Source organism: Nocardia pseudobrasiliensis NBRC 108224, from assembly GCF_001613105.1.
GTDB lineage: Bacteria > Actinomycetota > Actinomycetes > Mycobacteriales > Mycobacteriaceae > Nocardia > Nocardia pseudobrasiliensis.
The window spans coordinates 165754-191280 of record NZ_BDBS01000001.1 but is presented as its reverse complement, the minus strand read 5'-3'; the positions used below and the strand labels follow the sequence as shown (position 1 = coordinate 191280).

Here is a 25527-nt window from a genome sequence, read left to right as displayed (position 1 = left end):
TCGATCGGGGCTCACGGAATCAGCACGGCGCGACCGCGGACAAGGCCGCGTTCGAGCCGGTCGACGGCGGTGGGCCCGTCGGCCAGGTCGAAGCGCTCCACCGACATCCGCAGCGCGCCGGATCGGGCCAGCGCCACGCAGGCGAGCAGATCGCTTTTGGTGCCCGCGTAGGACTTTCGCACCGTCGCACCCCACGGCAGGCCCGGTCCCCCGGCGGGACCGGCATCGATACCGGGATTGCCACCGGCCAGTCCGACCATGCGATAGGCGCCGTTGGGCGCCACCGCTTCCACCGACAACCGGGCGGTCGCGTCATTGCCGACGAAGTCGAAAACGGCCTCGGCGCCGCGGCCGTCGGTGAGTTCCAGAATTCGCGTCGCGGTCTCGCCATCGGCCCGCAGGCCGAGATCCGCGCCGCATTCGCCCGCCAATTCCAGCTTGTCCGGGGCGATGTCGACGGCGACGATGCGAACGGCCGTAATGGCCTTCAGAATCTGCACGGCCACATGTCCGAGTCCGCCGACGCCGACCACGACCGCGGTCGCGCCCGGGCGCAGTTCCTCGCGCGCGCCGCGAATGGCGTGATAGGAGGTGAGCGCGGCATCGGCCAGCGGCGCGGCCTGATCGAATTCCATCTCCCCGATCGGGACGAACGAATTCGCCGGTATCCGAACGTACTCCGCCATACCGCCGTCGGGTCCGAGGCCCGGGCACGGCGGCATGGCGGCGCGGCCCGCGGCCAGGCAGACATTCTCGTTACCGCTCACGCATTCCCGGCACACACCGCACGACCAGCACAGGTAGACCAGGCCGCGCTCGCCGACCGCGCGGCCCTCGACCTCCGCGCCGACCGCCTCGATGGTTCCGGCGATCTCGTGGCCGAGGGTCATCGGCTCCGCGCGCAGCGTGACCGGGACGGCCAGCACATGCAGATCGGAGTGGCACAGTCCGGCCGCGCCGACCCGCAGCAGCAGGTCGGTGGGTCCGATCTCGGGGACGGGCGTCTCACGCAGTTCGAGCGTGCCGGGTCCGGTCAGTTGTAGCGCGCGCATCACACCCGTCCCGCCACGGCCGCGAAGGTCGCCCTCAGGTAGCTCGCGCAGCGCGCGGAGCCCACCAGCTCGCTGGCCATGCGATTCATGGTGTAGGCGAAGGTGATCCGCCGGTCCAGATCGTTGACGACCATCGAGCCACCGTACCCGGCCCACCAGCACACCCGCCCGCTCGGCACCTCGGGAGCGGTCTGCGGATGGGGCAGTCCGTAACCGATGCCGAAACGCAGCGGAACCAGCAGCGCCAGATCCACACCGTCGCTCTGCTGTTCGAAGATCAGCTCCAGGGTCTTCGGCGACAGGAAACGCCGCCCGCTCAGCTCGCCGCCGCACGACACCACCGACTGCACCCGCGCCACCGATCGGGCGTTGCCGTGCCCGTTCACCGCGCCGATCTCGGCCTGCCGCCAGGCGGCTGTGGCGGTCTCGGAGACGTGCAGCAGCGGGGAGGTGAGGGTTTTGATCAGGACGCTGTCCTGGTCGAGGGCGGTCAGATCGAAGTTCGGCAGTTGCGGCTGCACCAGGGTGGCGATCCGGTCGAAATGTTCGGGGCCGGTGCCGATATGGAAGTCCGCGCCGAGCGGGCGGGCCAGTTCCTCGGCGAAGAAGCGGCCGAGGGTGCGGCCGGTGATACGGCGGATCACCTCGCCGATCAGATGTCCGTAGTTCAGGGCGTGGTAGCCGGAGGCGGTGCCGGGTTCCCACCACGGGGCCTGGGCGGCGAGGCGGGACGCGGCCTGTTCGGCGTCGTAGATATCGGCCACCTCGATCGGCCGCTCCCAGCCGGACACCCCGGAGGTGTGCGCGAGCAGATGGCGAATCTCGATGTCGCCCTTGCCGTTCGCGGCGAATTCGGGCCAGTAGTGCGCCACCTTCTCGCGCACGTCCAGTTCGCCGCGATCGATCAGCAGCAGGGCGCTGAGCGCGGTCATGGTCTTGGTGACCGAGTAGACGTTCACCAGGGTGTCCGCGGCCCACGGGCGGGTGCGCTCGGGATCGGCGTGGCCACCCCACAGATCCAGGACGGGGTCGCCGTCGACGGTCACGCACAACGCCGCGCCGAGTTCCGCGCCGGATTGGAGCTGTTCGTCGAAAGCCGCTCGCACATTGGCGAATTCGTCACGGCAGAAGCCGGAGGATCGGGTCACGGACGCACCTCCTGTGCGGCGCGGGCCGCGACGGGCAGGGAATTGCCCGCGGCCGCCGCGCGTTTCGCGCCGCGCTCGAGTTCCTTGACCATGCGCTGCACATAGGGCTGGAATTCGACCTGGATGGTGTGGCGCGGGGAGTCGTAGTAGCGGCCCGTGCGCCGGATCTCCTGTTCGCGCACGGCCTGATCCATCTCCTCGCGCGCGGGCAGGTGGTAGCGGCCGGTCAGATACGCGGCAACGAATTTGCTCTGCTGTTCGGCGAAGTTCACCAGGGTCGGCAGCGGCTGGGCCAGACCCATGAAGAACAGATCGGGCACGCCGGGTTTCATCATGAGTTGGAACAGCGGGAAGCGATTGCGCTTGTCCGGCAACAGTTCCGGATCGGTGAAGAACGGGAAGCTGATGTGATAGCCGGTGGCGCACAGGACCACATCCACCGTCTCGACGCTGCCGTCGGCGAAGTGCACGCGGTCGCCGTCGAGCCGGGTGATCGCCGGTTTGCAGGTGATATCGCCGCAACCCGCGCGGTGCAGGAATTCCTCGCTGGCCGACGGATGCGCCTCGAACGGCAGGTGATCGGGTTTGGGCAGGCCGTAATTCTCCATCTCACCGCGATATTTGCGTACGAAGCGCTGTTTGAGCCGCAGCCCGAGTTTGGGCGGCATCCAGCTCGGCATCGACCGCCGGTCGCCGACCTGGCCGTTGACGTATTTCGGCAGTACCCAGACGCCGCGGCGGGCGGAGACGAACAGTCGCTCGGCGATGAACTTCTGCGACAACTCCGAGGCGATGTCCAGGCCCGAATTGCCCATACCCACCACCACGATTCGCTTCCCGCGCATATCGATCGGATCGAACGGATCGTTGTAGGCGTGGCTGTGCAGCAGCGTACCGTCGAATTCGCCGGGGTAGTCGGGGAAGTTGGGATCCCAGTGGTGGCCGGTGGCCACGATCAGCACGTCGTAGGTCGCCGACTCGCCGGAGTTGGTGGTCACCACCCAGAGCCCGACCGAATCCCGCTCGGCGGCAATTATTTTCGTGCCGAATCGGATCCTGTCGCGCAGTTCGAAATGGTCGACGTAGTCCCTGAAGTACTGGAACAGCTGCGTGTGGTGCGGGAAGTCCGGCCACCCGGCGGGCGCCGGGAAATCCTCGAACTGCAGGCGGTATTTGGAGGTGTCGATGTGCAGGCTCTGATAGCAGGCCGACATGCCGTTGGGATTGCGGAAGTACCAGTTTCCGCCGACCTCGTCGGAGGCCTCGTAACAGTCGAAGGGGATGCCGTGCTCGGCTAGGCGCTTTGCGGTGGTGATTCCCGACGGACCGGCGCCGATGACGCACACCCGGGGTAGTTCGCGTGTATCCAACTCACTTCTCCTGGAGGTGATGTGGCCCACACCGTAACACTCGCTGGACACAGCGTCCAGTGAATGACTCATCGTCTAGTATCGACGGCATGCCTTCGCTGCGTGACGAACAGAAGCGGCTGACCCGTGCGCGCATCGTCGATGCGGCCCGGCAGTTGTTCGAGACCCAGGGCTATTCGGGCGTGCGCGTCGACGACATCGCCGCGGCCGTCGGCTGTAGCCGGGCCACCTTCTATCTGCATTTCACCGGTAAGCCCGAGGTGCTGCGCGCCATCGCCGAACAGGGCACGCTGCCCAGCGTCGTGCGCTTCTACGAGGATCTGGATCGGGTGCTGGACACCGGATCTCGCGCCGAGTTCGCGGCCTGGATGACGCGGGCGATCGGCTGGTTCTTCGAGCACAAGGATCTGCTGCCCGCCTGGGACGAGGCCACGGCCATCGAACCGGAGTTCCGCGAGGTGGCCCGCGCGGGCATCATGGCCCTGCCCGACACCATGACCTCCTATCTGTCGCGCTGGCCCGGCGAGCGCCGCGACGAGGCCCGGCTGCGCATCGAATTGCTTGTCGCCCAACTGGAACGCTTCTTCACCCGCTGGGCCATGCAGGGCACCATCGACGTCGCCGCCGAGCAGGCCGCGGAGGTGCTCACCGATATCTGGTTCCCCGCGCTGCGGCCCCCGGAAGCCTGAGCGCACAGCCGATCTCGACAAGCCCCCTCGACCGGATTCGCCGTCGGAGGGAGGACCATTGATATCTGCCTGAATGCTCCGCGCTGTCCAGATATCAGGAGGGGGACTCGTGACATTCCAGGTCGATCCGGACGCGTTGCGCGCGTGGGCGAAATGGCTGGACGGATTGTCGGGCGCGATCGAGGGCCTCGGGAACGGGGTGGCCGCACCGCCCGATATCGGCGATCCCTTTCCCGGCACGGATTTGGCCGCGAGTATCGGCGCCGCGCGCGATCAGGTGCGATCGGGCCTGGTCTGCTTCGCCGCCCGTCCCCGCGAAATGTCCGAAATCGCCACGGGCACAGGACATCACTACGAGATGACCGACGACGATTTCGCCGCGAACCTGCGCGCCATGGGCGGGCTGCCGTGAGCCCCGGCCCGAACGGCCGCCCGGCACTGCGCATTCCCGAGGTCGAGAGGTGGCGTCCCGATGTGCTGGGCACGGACGCCACCCAATTCGACAAGGTGGTCACCGAGGGCGATCGACTGCTCCGCTCGATGCTCACCGAACAGGACGCACTCGCCCGATCCTGGAAGGGCGCGGGCGCCGACTCCGCCACCGCCCGAATCACCGCGGAGAAAACCGCGGGCAGCCATCTCATGGCCCGAATAGGCAACCTGGAAACCGCCCTGACCACCTATCGCGACCAACTCACCCACGCCCGCCAATTCGTCCTCGACCGACGAAACCTCATCGTCGACATGGGATTCGAGGTGGCCGACGACGGCACGGTCACCAGCGTCGCCAAACAGCAGGCCCTACGCGCCGCCGCGGGCCGCAACCCGAAATGCGACCCCGGCTACCTGGCCAAGGCCCTGCTAGACGTCGAATACGAGGCGGCCCAGCAGCAATTGGCTATGGTCACCGCCCTCCAGAACGCCGACAACACCGCCACGGCCACCAAAGCCGCCATAGATCTGGCGAAGTCCGAATTGGCCCGGGTGGCCCTGTACGAACTACCGCCGACACCGCGCACCAACATCCTTATGCGACAGGCTTCTCCGCCGCGACCGCCGCCGGTGCGGAATGGACCGACGCGAGCGGCCGATCGATGGTCGGACAGGCGGGGTCGCGAATGGCGGAGTCCTACAGCCAGCAGCTCGCGGCCCTGCGGATGCTCGATTCCGGCATCCCGGGTGCGGGGCACGCTTTCACCGGCGCAATGGATTCCGCCACCGACGCGGCCGCCAAGGCAGAAATCGGACAGGCATTGAAGGTCGAGGGCAGAGTCCTCGGTGGAATACCGCTCGGTACCGCGGTCAACGCGTACGTCAACTGGGATGATTGGGCGCATCATGGGAAACCAGGCGACGAAGCCGTAGCCAATGCGGCGGGTGGCACTCTCGGAGGCTGGGCCGGGGCCGAGGCCGGTGCGGTCCTGGGGATGGCTGTCTGTTCGCCGGCGCCCGTTATCGGCCAGGCGTTCTGCGCGGGTGTCGGCGCGGCCATTCTCGGATTCGGCGGCGGGGCGATCGGCTCCTGGGCTGCCGAACAACCGTTCAAATGAGATCACCCAGGGGAGATGCCTTGTCCGACAACCGCTCCGAGGCCCCGCTCTTACCGTGGGCGACCGAATGGGGTGCGCAGCGACCACGCGGAAACCTCGTCTTCGTCTTCGCATTCGTCGTACTGCTGTTCCTCCTCGCCATCCCCTTCTCGATAGCTGCCGCAAATCAGGGCGATCCGGTGCGCACGGCATTCGGCGCGGCGATCGTTCTCGTGGCGGCGTCATCGATCATCGTGGTCGTTCCGCTGCTGCGCGTGCGGCGGAGAAGTCTGCCGCGCGATCTCGAGACCGCGGTCGCGGTGAACAACGCGTCCGGCCTGAAAATCTCCTATCTGACCGCATGGCGAAGGACGCTCGCGCTGTGGCTGGCGGCAGGAGCGGTCTTCCTCGTCATTCGCGGATGGCTGTTCCTCCGGCAGCTGATCGACGGCGCGGGCGGCTCGGCGCGCACCGGATTGTCCGCCGGGGGACTCGTCATCGTGGTGATCGTGCTGGCGATGATCGGCGTGCTCGGCTGGTATCTGTATTCATCCAGGCGGCGTAGGGGATTCGTGGCGCTGACCTCCGACGGAGTCGTACAGCGACTCGGGCGCACGAGCAGGCGGCTGCCATGGTCGGAAATCGGCGGTGTCTCCCCCGCGACGGCGAACAATGTCCATATCGTCAGCATCGCCCCGGCACCTGGACGCAAGGTGGAATTGAGCGCGGATCTGAATTGGTTCGATTCGATGCAACGCGGGTCTCTGGAGCGCGCGATCGAGTTGCCCGCGTGGGCATTGGGGATGGATCCCGCGCTGTTCCTCCACCTGGTCCGCTTCTACTGGCAGCACCCCGACGCCCGGCGGGAGCTGGCCGGGGAGGCGGTGGTGGGGCGGATTCGGAACGGGGAGTTGTTGGATTGACTATTTGGTTGGGAGGGTGCGGGCGAAGCGGAGGGCTCGGGCTATCCACTCGGTGAGGGTGTTGTCGTCGGTGAGCAGGTCGGGGGTGATGCGGAGCCAGTTGCGCATTTCGCGGCCGCCCATGGTCATAGGGGTGATGTATTCGCCGTCGATCATGGAATCGGCCTCCTCGGGGGCGACTCGGACCATCATGCCGCCGTTTCGGGTGGCGGCTACGGTCATGTTGCCGCCGAGCAGGAAGGCCAGGCCGCCGAACATCTTCTTCTCGGTCATCTGTGGCAGATCGGGGCCCAGCGCGTCGCGGATCCGGTCGGCCAGCTGCTCGTCGTACGCCATACCGGGCATTGTGGACGGTGGCGCCGACACATATGCACGCCCACCTAGAATTCATCAAGATTTACCAGGGGTTGCGGCCGTTCGGGTTGCCGCGGGGGCTCGATCGGACGAGCATCCAACCTCATGCCGTCCAATCGCTTGAATCCTCCCGGTGACGTCCCGGACACCGGGATTCCCGAGCAGCTGGCCGCCGATATGACCATGGCCGAGCAGTACGAGTGGCATCGCTCCTATCTGCGCCGGCACGCAGTCTCGCGGCGCAACTTCCTGCGCGGATCGGCGGCCGCGGCCGCGGTCGCCGCGGTCGGGACCTCCCCCTTCGCCGCCCGCGCCTACGCCGACGACGCTCAGCTGGCCGTCGCGGGCCGCCATGTCGGCTTCGGCTCCGATGCGGCCAGTCAGCTCCGCTTCGCCGCGCAGCTGTCCCGAAATCCGCAGGGCGCCAAGGTCTTCCTCGATCACGGCCCGACCCCGGCACTGGGCGGCACGATCGAGGCCGAGGTGCGCAATCTGGTCACTCAGATCCCGGCCAAGGACGGCGGGGTGCTCGCGGCCGAGCAGTTCTACGTGCACGCGCCGGTCGACGGGCTGCCCGGACGAGTGCCGCACTTCTACCGCTGGCGAACCTCCGACGGTTTCGTCGGCGATGTGCGCAGTGCGTCCACGGCCATGCCGACCGCGCGAAACGCGGTGCTGCCCTTCCGATTCACGATGATGGGCGATCAGGGCACGGACGAAACGCCCACGCAGCCACCGGGTCTGACGCCGGGCGACTACGACGACAAGTACTACAAGGCCGACAACGATCCGACCGCGCCGCATACGGCCAACGTGCTGAACCAGATCGCGGCCTGCCGACCGGACTTCCATGTCCTCGCGGGCGATATCGCCTACGCCGACCCCTCGGGAGCGGGTAAGAAGCCACAGTTCGTCGCCTCGGGCGGCGGCGATCCCGCCAGCGGCTTCGACAAGTTCAATCCTTATGTGTGGGACGTGTATTTCGGCGCCATCGAGCTGAGCGCGTCGAATACGCCGTGGATGTTCGCCACCGGCAACCACGATATGGAGGCCGCCTACGACACCCACGGGTACGGCGGACACCTGGCACGCCTGGACCTGCCGGGCAACGGCCCGGCAGGCTGCCCGTCGGCGTACTCGTTCACCTACGGCAATGTCGCGGTGCTGTCGCTGGATGCCAACGACATCTCCTATGAGATCAAGGCCAATACCGGCTATTCCGGTGGCGCCCAACAGGGTTGGGTGGACCGCACGCTCGGCGCATATCGTGCGGATCCGAATATCGACTTCATCGTCTGCTTCTTCCACCACTGCGCCTACTCCACCACCGACTCGCACGCCAGCGACGGCGGCGTGCGCGACGCCTGGTGCGAACTGTTCGACCGACACCAGGTCGATCTGGTCCTGCAGGGCCACAACCACATCTTCGAGCGCACCGACCCGATCCGCGGCCGCCAGCGGACCAAGCCCGCGGGCGACAACTCGATCGTCTACCCCAAGGACGACGGCACGGTCTACTACACCGTCGGCGGCGGCGGCCGTCCCCGCTACGGCTTCCAGCCCGGCTCCCCCGAGACCTATCGAGGCCACGAGGTCCCCGACACCACCGTCCCCAACAGCTATGTCTGGACCCCCGACGGCACGAAACAGGACGAGGCGGCCCCGTGGTCGCGCGTTCGCTTCCGCAACTACTCCTTCATCCGGGTAGACGTCCGCCCGGGCTTCTTCTCGAGTGAGATGGATGTCGTCGCGGTCGACGAGTACGGCCGTGAATTCGACAAGGTGACCTACCGCCGCGAGGTGGGCAGGTAAGCCCTCACACGCCGAGGGCGCCCGCGAAGACCGGCCACGAATCGTGCAGGTCGTCCTGCCAGTACGGCCAGGCGTGGGTGCCCGCACGCAGCGCGACGGTGGCCGGAATGCCCAGTCCCGCAAGGCGATCCACGAGTATGCGGGTGCAGGAGTTGACGAACGACTCCATCGCGCCGCCGACCGAGAGCCGATTGGCCAGATTGACCGGATCCGCGCCGATGGACGGATCGGCGAGGGTGTCGTGGACGCCCGGCAGACCGTTGCCCGCGGAGATGTAGAGGGCCAAGCCGCGCAGGCGGTCGGCATTGACGATCGGGTCATGGGCGGGCCAGGCGGGGTTGTCCGGTGCGCCCCACATATTCCCGGCATTGGCACCGAAGATGCTCAGCTGTGACTGGACCAGCGCGCGGGCGGCCGGATCGCTGGTGCGCGGGCAGCCGCTGTACGCGCCGACCGCCTGATACATGCCGGGCGCCTCGATCGCCAGGTCCAGCGCGGAGGTCGCCGACATCGACGTACCCGCAACGGCATTGCGGTCGGTGAGCTGGAACCGATCGCGCAGCGCCGTCGGCAGTTCGTGAATCAGGAAGGTGGACCACTTGTTTCGGCCGAGCGCGGGATCATCGGACACCCAGTCGGTGTAGTAGCTGGCCCGCCCGCCCATCGGCACGATCACATTGACCGGTTTGTCGGCGAAGAACCGGGCGACATCGGTGCGATTGGTCCACGGCCCGCCGTCCTCGCCACCGTCGACGGCATTGAGCAGATACAGCGCGGGCGCGGGTCCGTCCGGATGCGAAATCCACACCGTGATGGGCCTGTTCATCGCCGCGGAGTACACCACCACCGAATACTGCCGCCCGCCCAGCGGATGCACCTCGAGGATCGCCGCGCCGCCGGGATCGGCGGTGGCCGTCGTCGGCAAAAGGGCCGCAAACGCGGCGAGAGTGCTGAGAAGGACCGTCAGACAATGCAGCAGCCGGTGCATAACGTGGAGTATCGCACCACGTAGAAACGGTTGGGACCGAACTCGCCGGGCGTGTTTCCCGACAAACCGCGCGTACGTCGCGGATCCACCGTACCCGATGCCGTAACTTTGCTCGGGGAACCGTTCAGCCGAGCATTTCGGAATCTCAGGGAGGCGCGTTGACGGTGCCGCCGGACGCCGCGGTACATCCGACCCATCCACTGTCGAAGGCCCAGCGGGGCTGGTGGCTGGCACAGCAGCTGCATCCCGGCGTGCCCATGACCGTCGCCATGTACCTGGATCTGGTGGGCCCTCTCGATATCGATCTGCTGGCGCGGTCGGCGCGGCGGGCGGCGCGCGAACTTCAGTCACCGCTGTTGCGCCTATGCGTCGTCGACGGTGAGCCGCGCCAATATGTCGACACCACAACGCATTTGCCGTTCGAGACGATCGATCTGACGGATGAGTCGGATCCGGTCGGTGAGGCGCTGGATCGGATGGAACGCGATCACAGCGCGCCGCTGGATCCGCGCACCGATCGACCGACCGTCGCGGTCCTGTTCGCGGTGGCCTCCGATCGGCATCTGCTGTATCTGCGCAGCCATCACATCGTTCTCGACGGCATCGGCGCGGCCGCTGTGCTGCGCCGAACCGCGGAGCACTACCGCGGTGACGCGGACGATCCGCACGAGCCGCTGTCGATTGCGGAGATACTGGAAGATGAACGCGCCTACCTGAATTCGACGCGCGCGCAGGCCGATGCGGACTACTGGCGCACCCGGCTCGCCGGATCGGTCGAGCCGGTCGGTCTCGCCGGGAGATACGCACCGCCCGAGGCCAGGCCGCATTCCGTCACCGCCGGTCTCGACGAGGCGACGGCACGGCTGCTCGCCGAGGCCGAGACCCGGCACGGCGCTACCTTTCCCGAACTGATCATCGCCGCATTCGCCTGCTATCTCGCGCGTGTGGCGGGCCGTGCCGAGGTCACGCTCACACTGCCGGTCCCCGCCCGGCCGACCGCCGCGCTGCGCAGGTCGGCGGGGTCGATGTCGAATGTCGTCCCGTTGCGACTGTCCGGCCTCGACGTCGCCACCGTCGGCGAGGTCATCGCCCGGTTGCGCGCGAACGTGATCGGCGCGGTGCGGCATCAGCGCCATCGCCACGAGGACATTCGGCGCGAACACTCCACTCTGCGCGTGGATTTCGGTCCCGTGGTCAATGTTCTCGGCGTCGTCGAGCCGCTCCGTCTGGGATCGCTCACCGGCAATGGCCACCTGCTCGCTCTCGGTCCCGTCGCGGATCTCCAGATCAACGGCTATCAGGCCGGGCCGGACGAGCGTTGCGCGCGCATCGACTTCCAGGCGAATCCGGCGCGCTACCGGTACGACATTGTGGCCTGGCATCACCGTCTCTTCCTGGATTACTTCGCCCAGTTTTTGGCTGCCGAAAAAGATTGTCCTGCCGCAGATTTGGGTTTGCACTGGGAGGTTTCGGCCACACCGTCACCACCCGAACCGGCGCGAATGCTGCCCGAGTTGCTGCCCCCGGCATCCGATGCGACGGCTGTACGAGACGGCGACCGCGCGCTGACCTACCGGGAGCTGGACGAAATATCCTCGCGTTGGGCGCGTGCGCTGCTGGCTCGGGGCGCGGGTCCCGGAACCTTCGTCCTCGTCGTCATCCCCCGGTCGCTGGAATCGGTCCTGGCCTTCTGCGCGGTCGCGAAGTCCGGCGCGTGTTTCGTACCCATCGATCCCGACGATCCGCCGACTCGTATCGCGTCGATCGCCTCGAATTGCGCTGCGCGCTGGGGCATTACGATCGACTCCGTTCGCGCTGGACTACCCGATGCCGCGAACCATGCGATCGACTGGCTCGCACTCGACGACCTGTCGGGCGGGTCACATGCCGCCACACCGATCACCGACGCCGACCGGCCACAGCCGTTGCGGCCGTCGCATCCGGCGTACCTCATTCACACCTCGGGAACCACCGGGATCCCGAAGGGAGTCGTGGTCGCCCACCACGGGCTGGGATCGCTGACCGACTATCTCGTGAAACACTATAATCTCGGCCCGAACTCGGTTCTGCTGCATTCACATACCTCGATCTTCGACGCGCATCTGCTGGAACTGCTGGCCGCCTTCGCCGCGAGCGCGCAGCTGGTCGTGGCTCCGCCGGAGGTGCTGGCTGGTCCCGAATTCGCCCGGCTCATTCGGACTTTCGGTAGCACCGTTCTACAGACCGCACCCGCCGTACTCGCGACCCTCTCCCCCGCCGAGGTCCCGAGTCTCGAGGTCGTGGCCATCGGCGGCGAGTCCTGCCCGGCGACGCTGGCGCGGGAGTGGGCGTCGCGGGTGCGGCTGTTCAACGGCTACGGGCCGACCGAGGCGACGGTGATGGTGACCGAGACCGGGCCCATGGTCGCCGACGCGCCCGTGACCATCGGTCGTGCGTTGCCCGGAGTGCTTGCGGTGGTGATGGATTCGAGGCTGCGTCCGATGCCCGCCGGAGCCCGGGGCGAGCTGTATCTGGGCGGGCCCGCCCTGGCCGAGGGCTATCTGCACGACCCGGCGGGCACGGCGGCTCGATTCGTCGCCAGCCCCTTCGGTCACGGTCAGCGGCTCTATCGCACCGGCGATCTGGTCACCACCGGGCCCGACGGATCGTTGGAGTATCTCGGACGGCTGGACGGTCAGCTCGAATTACACGGGCGGCGAATCGAACCCGCCGAAATCGAGGCGGCCCTGCTCGCCCGACCCGAGGTCGCCTGCGCCGCCGTGACGGTCGCGGACACGGGAAAGCCCAGCGCGCGGCTCGTGGGCTATGTGGTCGCCGACCGGGCACGGTTCGACGCCGCCGCGGCATTGAGCACGCTGCGCGCGACACTGCCCGCCGCACTGGTCCCCTCGTCCTTGACCGTGCTGGAGCGAATGCCGCTGGCGGGCAATGGAAAAGTCGACCGCGCCGCACTACCCGCGCCCCGCCATACCGCACGAAGCTCACGAAGTCCGGAAACCGATCTGGAACGTCTGGTCACCGAGCGCTTCTCCGCCACCTTCGATACCGAGGTCGGCCTCGATGCCGACTTCTTCGAACTCGGCGGCAATTCGCTACTCGGCGTAGCGGTTTCGGCGGATCTGGCCGAGTCGACGGGCGTGCCGGTGACCGTCCGCTGGCTCTACGCGACGCCGACCGCGGGCGAGCTCGCCGCCCGGATCGCCGCCTACGACGGTCACGAAATCGAGGACGACGACGCGCTCGGCGTACTGCTCGCCTTGCGCCGCAAGGGAATCCACCCCCCGCTGTTCTGCGTGCATTCGGCAGTGCCGTTGGCGTGGTGCTACGCCGGGCTCGCGCGCTATGTCACCGATCGCCCGGTGTACGGGTTGCAGGCGCCGATGCTCGCGGCCGGAGCCGAGGATGTCTCCATCGACGAACTGGTCGAGCTCTACCTCGACGCCATACTCGGCGTGCAGGCCGAAGGCCCCTACCACCTGCTCGGCTGGTCGCTCGGGGGGCAGATCGCCCACGCCGTCGCGGTTCGGCTGCGGGCTCGCGGGGCCGTGGTCGCGGTGCTGGCCATGCTCGACAGTGTCGTGGTGCCCGCCGGGGTGGAACCGCCGCCGCCACCACGCATGCGAGACCTGTTGACCCATCTGCGCGGCGACGAGCCCGAGGACGCCGACCTCGCCCCCGATCTCACCTCCGCCGAGGCGGCGGCCGAACTGGCGGCCGCCCCCCGATCCTTCGGCACCGGGTTGACGGCCAGTCAGCTCGAGCGTCTGCATCGCGGATACGTTGCGGGCGTCGCGCTTTCACACGGCTATCGACCCGGCGCCTACGACGGTGACCTGCTGTACTTCTCGGCGACCCGCGGCGTGACCGCATCCCTCGGGGCGCAGCTGTGGCGACCGTACGTGACGGGTGAACTCATCGAGCACCCGGTCGACGCGACGCACGCCCAGTTGACCAACTCAGCGGTCGTCGCGGTCATCGGCCCGATCCTCGCCCGCCATCTGGAACTGGTCGCGGCAACGACCACGGCGTAGGCGCGATTGTCACCCGTTGTCGTGCGCGTCCCGCAGCGCCGCCAGATCGATCCTGGACATCGTGCGCAGCGCCGCGGCCACCGCCGCGGCCCGCTCACCGCTCATCAGCTTCGGCAGCTCGGACGGGACGATCTGCCAGGACAATCCGTAGCGATCGGTGAGCCAGCCGCACGGTCCGGGCACGCCGCCGTCGGCGGTGAGCGCCCGCCACAGCCGATCGACCTCTCCCTGAGAGTCGACCAGAACCTGCAGCGACGCGGCATCGCTGAACGGATGGCCGGGACCGCCGTTGAGCAGCACGACCGCGTGTCCGGCCAGTTCCAGCGAGACGACGAAGGCCGAGCCGTTCGGATTGCGGGTGATGTCGACGATGCGCGCGTCCGGCAGCAGCGAGACATAGAACTCGGCGGCCTGCTCGGCGGCATTGTCGAACCAGAAGAAGGTGCTGACGGTGGTGGTCATGATGTGCTCCTCGGTATCGGATGACCTGCTTTCACCCACTGGTCGGAGCCGTGTACGCCCGCTCGACGTATCCCGCGAAGATTTTTCGGCGAATTTTTCAGCGCCCGCGCAGACGGTCGAGCGCCGCCTGGCTGTCGTCGTCGGCGGCCCGGTAGATCACCAGCCGTTGATCGGGATCCTGCAGCGGCATCAGCACCTCGAATCGGATCGCCACCCGGCCGACCTCGGGATGGCGCATCACCTTGATCCCGCGCCCGTTGACCCGCACATCGCGCATGGCCCACAGGCGCGCGAATTCCGCGTCGCGCGTGCGGAATTCGGTGATGAGTTCCGCCAGCGTCGCATCCTCCGGATGGGCGGCCCACGCCGCGCGCAGATCGGCGATGCCCTCGCGCAGCACCTGCTCGCGATCGACGAAGAACTCGCGCATCTGCGGACGCAGCACGCACAACCACATGCTGTTGCGCTGCGGTGACGGCAACGTCTCGAGGTCGAGCAGCAGCAGCGACATCTCCCGGTTCCAACTCAGGATGTCGTAGCGATGGTTGACCAGCATCGCGGGCAACGGGGACAGATCGCCGACCAGCCGGACCAGTTCGGGGGCGGCCGAGGTCGCGGCCTTGTCGAACTGCGGCGGGCGCTGCCGGGCCAGATCGAACAGGTAGGACCGCTCGTCGGGGGCCAACCGCAGCGCTCGGGCCAGCGCCTCGAGCACCTCGGGCGAGGGTCGCAGCCCGCGGCCCTGTTCGAGACGGACGACGTAATCGGTGCTCACCCCGGCCAGCTCGGCGACCTCCTCTCGGCGCAGTCCGGGCGTGCGACGCGACTGCCGCCGCTGCGGCAGGCCGAAATCGCGGGGGTCCAGACGCTCGCGCCGGGTGCGCAGGAAGACGGCGAGTTCCCGGGTCGCGTCCACGGTGCCACTCGTCATCGTTCGATCCTACGGCCAGCCTGGGATCGGCGATCCCAGGAAGAATCCTCCCTGACCCCGGCCCTCACCTCGGCCCAGACTCGAATTCGAACGCGACGACGACACAGGAGGACCGATGTCGCTCACACTCGACACCTACCGGCTGCTGGGCCGTTCCGGACTGCGGGTCTCCCCGCTCGCGCTGGGCGGTATGACCTTCGGGGCGGACTGGGGCTGGGGCGCGGAGGCCGATGATGCCCGCAAACTGTTCGACACCTACGTCGAGCGGGGCGGGAACTTCATCGATACCGCCAATATGTACACCGCGGGCAGTTCGGAGCGGCTGCTGGGCGAATTCACCCGCGACAATCGTGAAAGCCTGGTGCTGGCAACGAAATACACCATGCTGCGCAGGCCGGGCGATCCGAACTCCGGCGGCAATCACCGCAAGAGCATGTTCGCCTCGGTGGAAAACAGTCTGCGGCAGCTGAATACCGACTACATCGATCTGCTGTACCTGCACGCCTGGGATTTCCGGACCCCGGTCGAGGAGATCCTGCGCGGCCTCGACGATCTCGTGCGGCAGGGCAAGGTGCTGTATGTCGGCATCTCCGACACCCCGGCCTGGCAGGTCGCGCGCATGCAGGCCATCGCGGATCTGCGAGGCTGGACTCCGCTGGTGGCCTTGCAGATCGAGTACAGCCTCATCGAGCGCACTGGTGAGCGCGATCTGATTCCGATGGCGCGGGAGCTGGGATTGGGCGTGGTGCCGTGGTCGCCGCTGGGCAGCGGGGTGCTGACGGGGAAGTACAGCCGCGCCGATCTGGCCGATCAGGCCGTGGGTTCACCGGAGGGCACGCGCAAGAATGTCGCGCTGGCCAGCGGGGCGCTCACCGAACGCGGGCTCGGGATCGCCGAGGTGGTGAAAGAGGTTGCGGCCGAACTGGATCGGACGCCATCACAGGTTGCGCTGGCGTGGACGCTGCGCACGCCGGGTGTGACCGCGCCGATCATCGGCGCTCGCACCGCGGCGCAGCTGGAGGACAATCTGGGCGCGCTGGAGGTCGAATTCGATGCGGCGCAACTGGATCGGCTGCGCGCGGCCAGCGCCATCGAGCTCGGCTTCCCGCACGATTTCCTGGAGCGTCCGATGACCCGCAGCGTCACCTTCGGCGATCTGCGCGTGGCGGCGCGCTGACGAAACCGGATGCGCGCGGGCCCGGGCGGCGGCGCCCGTGCGCATCCGGTCGTCTCCGCCGCGTCGCGATCATCGGCCCCGGCCGGGCGAGGGATGAGGCCGGCCGGGGTGCACGCGAACGCGGCGGCATACCGCGACTCGATCGGTTATCGAGTCCACGGCACGTCGTGGGGTCACGGCGGTACATCGAATGCGGATCGCGCCGGTGACCGGATCGTCGGTTCGACCGGCGGTTGGAGGTTTCCCGGGCGGTCGACGTCCTCACGGTCGACGATCGATCGGGTTGCGTCGGCGGTGGCGGCGGTGTTGGGCAGGCCGAGTGAGCCGATCGTGACTGCGGCGGCCAGGGTGGCCGCCAGGGTTCCGGCGCTAAATCGCATGGTGTGCTCGAATCGGTTGTCTCGGTTAGTGTTTCGCGTGGGGATGGGCACGGTCGGCCAGTTGGGCGCGCAGGCGCTCGAGGGCCCGGTGTTGGGCGGTGCGGACAGCGCCCGGGGTCAGGCCGAGGCGGGTCGCGACCTCCTCGGCGGACAGTCCCGCCACGACTCGCAGGAAGACGATGCGGCGCTGGGTGTGGGACAGGGTGGCGATCAGGGCGTGCATCCGGTCGGCGGCGTCGCGGTCCAGGACGTGGGCCTCGGGGCCGCGATCGGTATCGATCACATCGGGGACCGATGCCGTCGGACAGGTCCGGTTGCGGCGCAGGGCGCGGAAGGCGTCGCAGAGTTTGTGCGCGGTGATGCGGTAGACGAAGGCCATGAACGGTTTGCCCTCGCGTCGGTAGCGGGGCAGTGCGTCGACGACCGCGAGGCAGACCTCCTGAGCGACGTCGTCGGCCGAAAGGCGGCCCGTATCACCGGAACCCACCCGGGCGCGGCAGTACTGCAGCACCCACGGGCGCACGAGTTCCACCACCCGGCACACCGCCGAGCGCTCGCCCGCGACGGCGCGGTCGACGCAGCTCTCCAGTTCCGCGTGAGCCGATACCACCGTCATCGTTGTTCACCGCCGATCCCTGCATCAGTGTCGAATCATATGAGGTCGAATATGCAACGGGCCGCGTCGCGCCCGCAGGGGGTCGCCCGGAGAGGTGGGCGACATCCCCCGCGGACCTCGCGCACGCCGGTCAGCCCAGCAGTGCCAGCGAGCCGAGCGCCGAGCCGACCGAAAGGCCGAGCAGCGGCAGGGTTACGAAGTCGAGGGCAGCGCCGACAGCGGCGATGACGGCTCCGATGCCGAGGACAGCGGCAGTGCTCACAACGTTCTCCTTCTGGCCGTGACCCGTTCGGGCCGTGTTTCAGTTACGGGAACAACTATTGCACTCGCGCATCACACTTTGCAACCCAGATTTGCATCATATTGATTGAAAAATGCAACATAGTGCCGCGCGAATCGGCTCACCAGCGGGGAGAACGCGAGCGGGCGGCGCACCCGCCCGAGGTTGAAGGAGAGAGCTGTTTCACATTTGAGACAGCCGATCCGGCACGTCTACTCGGCCGCGACCGCGTGCCGCTGTTCGCGCGCGATGCTCGGGTACATGAAGTAGCCGATCAGGCCGGATACCGCGTAGAGCACGATCATCGCCACCGAGGGATACCAGCCGATGCGATCGCGGATGTCCACCCACGGCTGCGGCCACATATGGCTGCCGATGCGCAGTACGCCCTCGACCATGCCGAGCAGTCCGCCCAGTGCGAGCGGCAGCAACGCCAATCGCACTCGCCACGACGACTGCGCGATGGCGGCGGTGGCGACCAGGGCCAGGTTGGAGATCAGGATCAGCGAGGCCGCGACATAGGAATATCCGAGCGCCGGGCCGCCCAGATAGCCGACGTAGACGGCCGGGGTGGTCGGCGCGTCCGACAGCGCCCACAGCGCGATCATGACCAGTGCGCCGACGGTGAAGATTCGGGCCAGCCAACGCACCGACCAGGCCATACCCCAGGCTCGCGCGACCAGTTTGCAGATGAAATAGCCCGCGGCGACGTAACACAGATCGCCCAGCAGGTCGGTGAAGTTGGCCAGATGCAGATCGACGGCGGTGCCGTTGTCGAGCCAGGTTCCGGCCAGCACCTCCGGATTGCGCATGGCCACACCGATGACCAGCAGCGCCAGGGTGACGGTGAAGGGCCGCGACGGCGGGCGCTCATGCCATCGACTCGCACGCAGGACGATCGTCAGCAGTGCCAGCGCGCATGCCGCGCAACAGGCGAGCAGCCCCGTGCTCACGTAGCGATCCTCCGCAGTGTCGGTGATGCGTACGGGCGCACCCGTCGGGGCGACGCTGCCCGGTGGATGTCGTCCGCTGATTGGTTGTGTCAACCGATCGCCGGATATGAGGCGCATCTGTGACACTTGCGACACATTACCGGATCGTTCGAGTTGGCGAGAAATCGGGAATCCGCAGCATGAGGGCGGATACACGAGCGGGATCGAGCGTTCGGCAGCGCTTGGGCGCAGCCGCCGCTGCTGCAAAATTGCTATATTGTGTTGCATATTCGCAGCAAAGCAATCTCGAGGAATTCGTATGTCTTCCAAGCAGTGGACCGTACTCACGCGGCTGTCGATCCTCGCCGTGCTGGTATCCGTCGTATTCGGCGCGACAGCGGCCGTCGCCGGGGCGGGGCCCGAGCGCGCCCGTGTCGTCGATGCCGTGCGCGTCGACGAGCGAAATATCCGCTATCGGGTGTACTCCCCCGCGATGGACCGCGTCATCGGTATTGATGTGCTGCGGCCCGTCGATGCCTCGACGCCGCGGCCGACGCTGTATCTGCTCAATGGCGGCGGGGGCGGTGAGGACGATGCGACCTGGCGGAAACAGACCGATGTGCTCGACTTCCTCGCGACGCGGGAGATCAATGTCGTGCAGCCGGTGGGCGGGCGGTCCAGTTACTACACCGATTGGCGCGCAACCGATCCCGCGCTCGGGGTGAACAAGTGGCGGACGTTTCTCACCGTGGAGTTGCCGCCGGTGATGGACGCGGCGCTGAGAACGGATGGGCGCAAGGCGATTTCGGGGATGTCGATGTCGGCCACCTCGGTGCTGCAGCTGGCGATCGCCGCGCCCGGGTTGTTCGGGTCGGTGGCGGCCTACAGCGGGTGCGCGCGGATCAGTGACGAGACGGGTATGCGGATGGTTCGGACCGTGGTGAAGGTCGGGGGCGGTAATACCGACAATATGTATGGGCCGCCCGGGGATCCGATGTGGATCGCCAACGATCCGTATGTCAATGCCGATCGGCTGCGCGGGACGAATCTGTATCTGTCCACCGGCAGCGGTGTTCCCGGGCCGCACGATGTGGCCGACAGTCCGTTCCTGATGACGCCCGGATCCGAGGGGCTGGCCAATCAGGTGATCGTGGGCGGGGCGATCGAGGTCGCGACCGATCAGTGCACCCGCGCCATGCGAGAGCGCCTGGACGAGTTGGGCATCGCGGCCACCTACGACTTCCTGGACGGAACCCACTCATGGGGCTATTTCCGCGATTCGTTCCTGCGATCGTGGCCGGTGCTGGCCCGCGGTCTCGGCCTGACCGGCTGATTCGGACTAGGTGAGCAGGCCCTCCGCGATCCCGGCCCGACGCCGACGGCGTTTGCCCTGCTCGCCCTCGACCCCCGATTCCCGCAGATGTTCCCGCTCCCGACGGGTGAGCTCCTCGAGCAGCTGCAGTGTCGAGGCCGACCGCAACGGCTCACTGGCCGCGGCCCGCAGGGCCTCCTCCTGCGCGACCAACCCCGCCGCCACCAGCCCATCCACCGGATTCACCCCGTAGGCCCGCGCGAAGTCGATAACGGTCTCGGCCACCGGCGGATCACTCTCCCGCAAATGCCGCCCCACCCGATTGTTCCCGATCCCCATCCGCACCGCGATGGCCCGCTCACTATCCCCATCGGCCACCCGATTCCGCCACTCCAGGAACCGCTCCATGCGCTCGCTCACGCACCCTGATGTTACAAGATTGGATCATTTCCGTCCCGCCAACCTCCCCCAAATGGACCAAAGTTGTGACAAAGGACCCTTGCCCCGGCGCAGAGGTCGCTCAGGCCGGAGTGTGGACGAGGGTTTTGGCGGCTTGGTGGTAGCGGGATGCCAGGAGGCGGACTACGGCGGGGTGGGTGCCTATGGGGGCGGCTGTGCCGTCGGCGCCGGAGGTTTGGAGGCGTTCGTGGAAGAGGCCGTGGGCCAGGAGGTAGGAGGCTGTGAAGACTCGGGGGTGGCCTGAATTGCGTAGGGCCGTTACTACTTCTGGGACTCGGGGGGTGCCGGTGGCTATGTAGGCCGTGTGGACGGGGGTGGCCAGGCGGGTCGACAGGAGGGTGGCGGCCTGGTTTATGTCCTGGTGGGCTCGGGGGTCCGAGGAACCTGCGGCGGCGAAGACCACGGCGTCGCCGGGGCGCCAGCCCGCGGCGCGCAGGCGGATGTGCATGATGCGGGCCAGGGCGGGGTCGGGGCCCAGGGCGGGGGTGATGGCTACCGCGGGGTGGGTGCTGGCGGCTACCTCGCGGGGGACGTCCTGGTAGACGTGGTAGCCGGAGGCCAGGAAGGCGGGGATCACCACGGCGGGAACCGGATTCAGGTCGCGCAGGACCTCGGCCGGCGAGGGGCCGAGGACGTCGACGAAGGCGGTTCGGACGGGGCCGCCGATCTCACGGGCGACGGCCTCGGACAATTCGGCGACCATGGCGACGCCGCGCGTACTTCTCGTGCCGTGGGCGACCAGTACCAATGCGGGATCGGACATCACGCACCTCCTAACGAATGTCTCGCGACTCAGACTCCGGCCAGCGGAATGGGCCGCTGCGGACGCCTCGACTGGTCGTATCCGCCGACCGACGGCCGCGGATTGTTGTCGACGCACTCCGCCGGATCCAGCGCCAGCCGATAACCGCGCTTCACCACCGTCTGAATGGCCTTCGGCGTACCCAAACCCGCTCGCAGACGGGCGATTCCGGTCTCGACGGCATGGGTGTCGTCACCGCCGCCGGGCAGGGCCGCCAGGAGATCCTCGCGCGAGACCACCCGGCCGGGCTGGCGGGCCAGCGCCCGCATCAGCGCCATCGGCGCGGGGGCCAGCTGACGCACCTCGCCGTCGACCACCACGCAGCCGCCGCGCACGCTCAACATATGCCCGGCGGCGTGAATTCGATTGGCGCGCCGGGGAAGTTCCTCGGCCACATGCCGCGCCAGCGCACCCAGTCGGGCTCGCGCGGGCATCGTCGTGGCCACGCCGAGCTCCTCGAGCGGCGCGGCGGTGATCGGCCCGACGCAGGCGGGCAGCACGCGGGTCCGCATGGCGTGCAGCAGCCCGTCCAACAGTCCGGTTTCCTTGGCGCGCATGAGCATCGAGGCCACCGCGGGAGCGCTGGTGAAGGTGACGCAGTCCAGCGCCGAGGTGACGATCGCCTCGATCAGCCGATCCATCGGACCCTGATCCTCCGGCGGCGTCCAGCGATACACCGGCACCGGCACCACATCGGCTCCCGCACAACGCAATACCTCACAGAAGTCGGGAACCGGCTCCCATTCGGTGGTCGCGCCGTGCAACTGCACCGCGATCCGCACCCCCTCCACGCCCTCGGCGAGAAGATGATCGAGGACCTCGGCGGAGGATTCGGAGGCGGGCGACCATTCCTCGCGCAGTTCGGCGGCGCGGATGGCGCCCTTGGCCTTGGGACCGCGGGCGAGCAGCCGAGTGGAGTCCAGGGTGGCGTGCAGGCTCTCGGCCAGCCCCCAGCCCTCGGCCGCCTCCATCCAGCCCCGGAAACCGATTCCGGTGGTGGCGACCGTGATCCGGGGCGGATCGGCCACCAATTGTCGTGTCACCCGCTCCAATTCACTGTCATCGGCGAGCGGGATGATCCGGATCGCGGGCGCGGCAACGATATTCGCGCCGCGGCGAGCCAGCAGGGTGCCCAGCTCGTCGGCGCGGCGCGCGGCGGTGATGCCGACGGTGAAGCCGTCGAGACATTCGGGCTGCGGCCCGACGGGCTTGGTCATGCGGTGTCACCGCCGCCGTGGCGCACGGGCTCGTTCGAGATCAGGACCAGTCCGTCGACGACCCGCACGGCGTGGACCGGCAGCCCCATCGCGGGATCGTCCAGGCAGTGCCCGTCCAGCAGCGAGAAGGTCTGCTTGAGCAACGGCGAGGCCACCACGGGCACGCCGCCGCGATCGCCGACGAGGCCGCGCGACATCACCGCGGCCCGCCCGAACGGGTCGATATTGCCCACGGCGTAGAGCATCCCGTCCGGCAGCAGGAACAGCGCGGCCTGATGGCCGTCGCGCAGCAATACCGCGACCCCGCGGCCGGGAATCAGATAGTCGAGCCGGCAGGCCGAGGTCCATCCGGTGCTGGTGACCTGGGTAATACCGGGTGTGTCGATCACGGTCATCGGTACTCTCCTCCGAACGCCCTACCCCTTGGTACCGGCGTTCTGTTTCCGCTGGATTACGCGCTCATTTCCCGTCGATGGATGTGACCGGGATCTCGGGCATGCCGTGTCCGACGCGGCCTGCCCGGTGCCCTCCGTGGTTACGCAGGCTGCCTCCTCCGGGCACGTCGGGCATGCCGAGCAATACAGGAACCTTCCGTTCCCCGCTGTCGTCGAAGGTGATGGTCGGATCGGCCTGCTCGGGCGCGTTGACGAAGGAGACGAAGCGCGACAGCTTCGCAGGATCCTCGAGCACCGCGGCCCATTCGTCCTTGTAGCCCGCGACATGGCGGACCATGGTCTCCTCGAGTTCGGCGGCGATGCCGAGGGAGTCCTCGCAGACAACCTGCCGCACGTAGTCGATGCCGCCCGCCAGCGACTCCTGCCAGGGCGCGGTGCGCTGCAGCCGGTCGGCGGTGCGGATGTAGAACATCAGATAGCGGTCGATGTAGCGGATCAGCGTCTCGTCGTCGAGGTCACCGGCCAGCAGCACCGCATGCTTGGGCGTGAGGCCGCCGTTGCCGCCGACATAGAGGTTCCAGCCGTTCTCGGTGGCGATGACGCCGACATCCTTGCCACGCGCCTCCGCGCACTCGCGCGCGCAGCCGGAGACGCCGAGCTTGAGCTTGTGCGGCGAACGCAGTCCGCGATAGCGCTTCTCCAGCAGCACCGCCATGCCGACCGAATCCTGCTGCCCGTAGCGGCACCAGGTCGAACCCACACAGCTTTTCACCGTGCGCAGCGACTTGCCGTAGGCGTGCCCGGATTCCATGCCGACATCGACCAGCCGCTGCCAGATCTGCGGCAGCTGCTCCACCCGCGCGCCGAACAGGTCGATGCGCTGACCTCCGGTCACCTTCACATAGAGGCCGAAATCCTTTGCGATCTGCCCGATTTCGATGAGTTGCTCCGCGGTGACCTCACCGCCGGGCATCCGCGGCACCACCGAATAGGTGCCGTTCTTCTGCAGATTCGCCAGGAAGTGGTCGTTGGTGTCCTGCAGCGCGGCCTGTTCGCCGTCGAGAATGTGATCGCTCGAGGTCGACGCCAGAATGGAGGCGACCGCGGGTTTGCAGATATCGCAACCCATTCCGGTGCCGTAGCGGGCGATCAGCTCGGAGAACTTGCGGATGCCGGTGGTCGCGACAATGTGGAACAGCTCCTCGCGCGACTGCCCGAAATGCTCGCACAGCGCCTTGGACATCTCCACGCCGGACTGTTCGAGCAGCTTCTTGAGCATGGGAACGCAACCGCCGCAGGACGTTCCGGCCGAGGTGCAGCTCTTGACCGAGGCGATATCGCAGGCGCCCTCGGCGATGGCGCCGCAGACGTCGCCCTTGGAAACGTTGTTGCAGGAACAGATCTGGGCCTCGTCGGGCAGGGCGTCCGCGCCCAGTTCCGCACCCGCCGGGGAGATCAACGCGGCGGGTTCGGCCGGAAGTTCGCTGCCGACCAGCGGCCGCAGCGCCGCGTACGCCGAGGCGTCGCCGACCAGGATGCCGCCCAGCAGCGTCTTGGCGTCGTCGGAGACAACGAGTTTCGCGTAGGTGCCCTTGGCGGCGTCGTGCAGCACCACCGACAGCGCGCCTTCGGTGGTGGCGTGCGCGTCGCCGAACGACGCCACATCCACGCCGAGCAGTTTCAACTTCGTCGACAGATCCGCGCCCGGGAATTCGCCCGCGCCGCCGAGCAATCGGTCCGCCACGATCTCGGCGGTGGTGTAGCCGGGGGCGACCAGGCCGTAGCAGACGCCCTCCACGGCCGCGACCTCGCCGACCGCGTAGATCGCCGGATCCGAGGTGCGCATGCCCAGATCGGTGACGACGCCACCGCGCGGCCCGACCTCCAGCCCGGCCTCGCGAGCGAGCTGATCGCGCGGGCGGATACCGGCGGAGAACACCACCAGCGAGGCATCGATGGTCGATTCGTCCGACAGCGAGATCCGCAGCCCCGCACCGCCTTCCGCACCCTCGATGGCCGAGGTGCCGACGCCGGTGTGCACGTGCAGGCCCAGCTGCGTGACCAGACTCTCCAGAATCGCGCCGCCGCCCTCGTCGACCTGAACCGGCATCAGCCGCGGCGCGAATTCGACCACATGCGGCGTCATTCCCATGAGTCGCAACGCATTCGCCGCCTCGAGGCCGAGCAGACCGCCACCGACCACCACGCCGACCGCGCCGGGGCCGGCCGCCTCGGCCGCGGCGCGGATGCCGTCGAGATCCTCGAGGGTGCGGTAGACGAAGCATTCCGGGCGATCGTGGCCGGGCACCGGCGGTACGAAGGCATACGATCCGGTCGCCAGAACCAGTGCGTCGTAGGCGATCACATCGCCGCCGGAGGTGGTGACCTTGCGGGCATTGCGATCGATCGTCTCGGCGCGCTGTCCCAGGCGCAGTTCCACCAGTTCGTCACCGGCGTATTCGTTACCGGGCAGCGCGAGCGCGCTCGCGTCCCACGCGCCGACATAGGACGACAGCCCGACCCGGTCGTAGGCCGGTAGCTGTTCCTCGGCCAGCACCACGACCTGCCACTGCCCGGCCGTGTCGCGCGAGCGCATGGCCTCGACGAAGCGGTGGCCGACCATACCGTGCCCGACCACGACCACGGTTCTGCGTGCGGTGTTGTCCAT

Annotated in this window: 25 protein-coding genes; 9 read left to right on the top strand and 16 right to left on the bottom strand. The window is 67.9% G+C overall.

The genetic code is table 11. From position 1 onward, the window contains the following. Positions 1 to 11: 11 nt before the first annotated feature. From NP4_RS00885 to NP4_RS00875, 3 genes are read right to left on the bottom strand one after another with little or no spacing between them, the layout of a single operon-like run. The gene (locus tag NP4_RS00885; protein ID WP_067990336.1) at positions 12 to 1052 is read right to left on the bottom strand and encodes an alcohol dehydrogenase catalytic domain-containing protein; all 1041 of its coding nucleotides are present in this window, start codon (positions 1050 to 1052) and stop codon (positions 12 to 14) included. Then, entirely contained in the window at positions 1052 to 2200 is a 1149-nt protein-coding gene (locus tag NP4_RS00880) for a serine hydrolase domain-containing protein (RefSeq protein ID WP_067990333.1), read from the bottom strand. The genes NP4_RS00885 and NP4_RS00880 overlap by 1 nt, the downstream gene beginning before the upstream one ends. Next, the gene (locus tag NP4_RS00875; RefSeq protein ID WP_245996874.1) at positions 2197 to 3570 is read right to left on the bottom strand and encodes a flavin-containing monooxygenase; all 1374 of its coding nucleotides are present in this window, start codon (positions 3568 to 3570) and stop codon (positions 2197 to 2199) included. The genes NP4_RS00880 and NP4_RS00875 overlap by 4 nt, the downstream gene beginning before the upstream one ends. Positions 3571 to 3659: 89 nt before the next feature. Between NP4_RS00875 and NP4_RS00870 the strand changes: the two genes are divergently transcribed. From NP4_RS00870 to NP4_RS00850, 5 genes are all read left to right on the top strand, one after another. Further along, positions 3660 to 4259 (top strand): TetR/AcrR family transcriptional regulator, encoded by a 600-nt coding sequence (locus NP4_RS00870; RefSeq protein ID WP_114755439.1) that lies wholly within the window; start codon positions 3660 to 3662, stop codon positions 4257 to 4259. 109 nt (positions 4260 to 4368) lie between these two features. After that, positions 4369 to 4671, top strand: a complete 303-nt coding sequence (locus NP4_RS00865; RefSeq protein ID WP_067990326.1) for a hypothetical protein — start codon at positions 4369 to 4371, stop codon at positions 4669 to 4671. Next, positions 4668 to 5516, top strand: a complete 849-nt coding sequence (locus NP4_RS00860) for a hypothetical protein (RefSeq protein ID WP_067990323.1) — start codon at positions 4668 to 4670, stop codon at positions 5514 to 5516. The genes NP4_RS00865 and NP4_RS00860 overlap by 4 nt, the downstream gene beginning before the upstream one ends. Next, positions 5465 to 5809, top strand: coding sequence for a hypothetical protein (locus tag NP4_RS00855; RefSeq protein ID WP_067990320.1), 345 nt, complete (start codon positions 5465 to 5467; stop codon positions 5807 to 5809). Before NP4_RS00860 ends, NP4_RS00855 begins: the two co-directional genes overlap by 52 nt. A gap of 20 nt (positions 5810 to 5829) precedes the next feature. Then, on the top strand, positions 5830 to 6711 hold the full coding sequence (locus tag NP4_RS00850) for a hypothetical protein (protein WP_067990317.1): 882 nt from the start codon (positions 5830 to 5832) through the stop codon (positions 6709 to 6711). On the opposite strand, the gene NP4_RS00845 is transcribed toward NP4_RS00850, so the two are convergent. Then, entirely contained in the window at positions 6712 to 7047 is a 336-nt protein-coding gene (locus NP4_RS00845) for a TfoX/Sxy family protein (RefSeq protein ID WP_067990314.1), read from the bottom strand. Between the two features lie 123 nt (positions 7048 to 7170). On the opposite strand from NP4_RS00845, the gene NP4_RS00840 reads away from it, so the two are divergent. Continuing rightward, positions 7171 to 8877 carry a metallophosphoesterase gene (locus tag NP4_RS00840; protein ID WP_067990312.1) on the top strand — a complete coding sequence of 569 codons (1707 nt, stop codon included), beginning with the start codon at positions 7171 to 7173 and terminating at the stop codon, positions 8875 to 8877. A 4-nt stretch (positions 8878 to 8881) separates the two neighbouring features. Here NP4_RS00840 and NP4_RS00835 read toward each other — a convergent pair whose 3' ends face one another. Beyond that, positions 8882 to 9865, bottom strand: coding sequence for an alpha/beta hydrolase (locus NP4_RS00835; protein ID WP_067990308.1), 984 nt, complete (start codon positions 9863 to 9865; stop codon positions 8882 to 8884). Between the two features lie 164 nt (positions 9866 to 10029). Here NP4_RS00835 and NP4_RS00830 point away from each other — a divergent pair, with 164 nt between their 5' ends. Then, the gene (locus NP4_RS00830; RefSeq protein WP_067990306.1) at positions 10030 to 13896 is read left to right on the top strand and encodes a non-ribosomal peptide synthetase; all 3867 of its coding nucleotides are present in this window, start codon (positions 10030 to 10032) and stop codon (positions 13894 to 13896) included. 9 nt (positions 13897 to 13905) lie between these two features. On the opposite strand, the gene NP4_RS00825 is transcribed toward NP4_RS00830, so the two are convergent. Beyond that, a complete protein-coding gene (locus tag NP4_RS00825; protein WP_067990304.1) occupies positions 13906 to 14358 on the bottom strand; it encodes a VOC family protein in 453 nt (150 codons plus the stop codon). 97 nt (positions 14359 to 14455) lie between these two features. After that, positions 14456 to 15289 carry a helix-turn-helix transcriptional regulator gene (locus tag NP4_RS00820; protein ID WP_067990300.1) on the bottom strand — a complete coding sequence of 278 codons (834 nt, stop codon included), beginning with the start codon at positions 15287 to 15289 and terminating at the stop codon, positions 14456 to 14458. A gap of 115 nt (positions 15290 to 15404) precedes the next feature. On the opposite strand from NP4_RS00820, the gene NP4_RS00815 reads away from it, so the two are divergent. Further along, positions 15405 to 16466, top strand: coding sequence for an aldo/keto reductase (locus tag NP4_RS00815; protein ID WP_067990297.1), 1062 nt, complete (start codon positions 15405 to 15407; stop codon positions 16464 to 16466). A 173-nt stretch (positions 16467 to 16639) separates the two neighbouring features. On the opposite strand, the gene NP4_RS00810 is transcribed toward NP4_RS00815, so the two are convergent. The 4 genes from NP4_RS00810 to NP4_RS00800 all read right to left on the bottom strand — a co-directional run bounded on the left by NP4_RS00810 (position 16640) and on the right by NP4_RS00800 (position 18695). Next, positions 16640 to 16846 (bottom strand): hypothetical protein, encoded by a 207-nt coding sequence (locus NP4_RS00810; RefSeq protein ID WP_067990294.1) that lies wholly within the window; start codon positions 16844 to 16846, stop codon positions 16640 to 16642. 25 nt (positions 16847 to 16871) lie between these two features. Beyond that, a complete protein-coding gene (shbA, locus tag NP4_RS00805; RefSeq protein WP_067990289.1) occupies positions 16872 to 17462 on the bottom strand; it encodes an RNA polymerase sigma factor ShbA in 591 nt (196 codons plus the stop codon). Positions 17463 to 17592: 130 nt separating this feature from the next. Continuing rightward, complete coding sequence (locus tag NP4_RS42280; protein ID WP_255285346.1) at positions 17593 to 17724, bottom strand: hypothetical protein; 132 nt, start codon at positions 17722 to 17724, stop codon at positions 17593 to 17595. A 230-nt stretch (positions 17725 to 17954) separates the two neighbouring features. After that, positions 17955 to 18695 (bottom strand): hypothetical protein, encoded by a 741-nt coding sequence (locus NP4_RS00800; protein WP_147287806.1) that lies wholly within the window; start codon positions 18693 to 18695, stop codon positions 17955 to 17957. A gap of 298 nt (positions 18696 to 18993) precedes the next feature. Here NP4_RS00800 and NP4_RS00795 point away from each other — a divergent pair, with 298 nt between their 5' ends. Next, on the top strand, positions 18994 to 20007 hold the full coding sequence (locus NP4_RS00795) for an alpha/beta hydrolase (protein ID WP_067990283.1): 1014 nt from the start codon (positions 18994 to 18996) through the stop codon (positions 20005 to 20007). Between the two features lie 6 nt (positions 20008 to 20013). Here NP4_RS00795 and NP4_RS40560 read toward each other — a convergent pair whose 3' ends face one another. The 5 genes from NP4_RS40560 to nirB all read right to left on the bottom strand — a co-directional run bounded on the left by NP4_RS40560 (position 20014) and on the right by nirB (position 25527). Further along, entirely contained in the window at positions 20014 to 20406 is a 393-nt protein-coding gene (locus tag NP4_RS40560) for a hypothetical protein (protein ID WP_156524871.1), read from the bottom strand. Positions 20407 to 20506: 100 nt separating this feature from the next. Next, entirely contained in the window at positions 20507 to 21208 is a 702-nt protein-coding gene (locus NP4_RS00785; RefSeq protein WP_067990276.1) for a sirohydrochlorin chelatase, read from the bottom strand. Positions 21209 to 21237: 29 nt separating this feature from the next. Next, positions 21238 to 22464 carry a uroporphyrinogen-III synthase gene (locus NP4_RS00780; RefSeq protein ID WP_067990273.1) on the bottom strand — a complete coding sequence of 409 codons (1227 nt, stop codon included), beginning with the start codon at positions 22462 to 22464 and terminating at the stop codon, positions 21238 to 21240. After that, on the bottom strand, positions 22461 to 22859 hold the full coding sequence (gene nirD / locus NP4_RS00775) for a nitrite reductase small subunit NirD (protein ID WP_067990270.1): 399 nt from the start codon (positions 22857 to 22859) through the stop codon (positions 22461 to 22463). The genes NP4_RS00780 and nirD overlap by 4 nt, the downstream gene beginning before the upstream one ends. 64 nt (positions 22860 to 22923) lie before the next feature. After that, on the bottom strand, positions 22924 to 25527 hold the full coding sequence (nirB, locus tag NP4_RS00770) for a nitrite reductase large subunit NirB (protein ID WP_082875396.1): 2604 nt from the start codon (positions 25525 to 25527) through the stop codon (positions 22924 to 22926).